The sequence below is a fragment of the Oleiphilus sp. HI0086 genome, assembly GCF_001635225.1.
On the sequence record NZ_LWFZ01000074.1, the window covers coordinates 1 to 1125 of the forward strand.

The 1125-nt window shown below is 45.3% G+C and carries 1 protein-coding gene; it reads left to right on the plus strand.

Annotated elements, in window-relative coordinates; all coding sequences use genetic code 11:
- Nucleotides 1-103 precede the first annotated feature (103 nt).
- Nucleotides 104-1125: acyl-CoA dehydrogenase family protein (locus A3756_RS01180; protein ID WP_068552712.1), on the plus strand; the 1022-nt coding region annotated here is incomplete at its 3' end.

Consider the following 1125-nt stretch of genomic DNA (forward strand, 5'->3'; position numbering starts at 1 on the left):
CCGAGACAATTTGACGTTCAAAGACTAGCTAAATCTATATCAACCAGTTTGTGAGGTTTTGGGCCTCACAAGCTTTGAATAATTCTAAGAAAGGTAGAAAAAGATGATTAAACGAACAGTATTTGAATCTGAACAAGAAATGTTTCGCGATGCGTTTAAGAAGTTCCTTGAAGCTGAAGCTGTGCCTCACCACGAGCAATGGGAGAAAGACGGTCAGGTATCTCGTGAACTATGGAAGAAGGCTGGTGAACACGGCTTTTTAAGCCAAACTGTCCCAGAAGCATACGGCGGTGTTGAAGGTGACTTTCGTTTCAATGCGGTGATCGATGAAGAAGTTGCTAATTACGGCTTAAGTGGTATCGGCTTTGGCTTGCACTCAGACATCGCGGTGCCTTACATCATGGCTTACGGTTCCGAAGAGCAAAAGCAAAAGTACCTGCCGGGTTGTGTTGATGGTTCAATTGTGACCGCGATTGCCATGACAGAGCCTGGCACCGGTTCTGACTTACAAGGTGTGAAAACCAATGCTGTGTTAGACGAGTCAGGCGAGTTCTATACACTCAATGGTTCTAAGACCTTTATCACTAATGGACAGTTAGCAGATTTAATTATCGTGGTGGCTAAAACTAACCCTGAAGCTGGCGCAAAAGGTACGAGCCTTCTGTTAGTTGAGGCAAACTCACCCGGCTTTGAAAAAGGCACCAATCTTCATAAGATCGGTATGAAGGCACAGGATACGTCAGAGCTATTCTTCCAGGATGTAAAAGTCCCAAAAGAAAACGTGCTAGGTGCTGAAGGCATGGGCTTTATCTACCTTATGCAGGAGCTACCACAAGAGCGGCTATCGGTAGGCTTAAACGCGATCGCTAGTGCAGAGTCGATTCTTGAGCAAACAGTCGCATACGTTAAAGAGCGTAAAGCCTTCGGCCGTGAAATAGCATCGTTCCAGAACACCCAGTTTAAGCTTGCCGAAATGTCAGCAACCTTGACGATGGCGCGTGTATTTGTCGATAAATGCTTAGAGCTGCATATTAATAAGCAACTAGATGTGGTGACCGCAGCGAAGCTTAAATTATTGACTACCGAGATCCAGTGCGATGTGATTGACGAGTGTTTACAGCTACA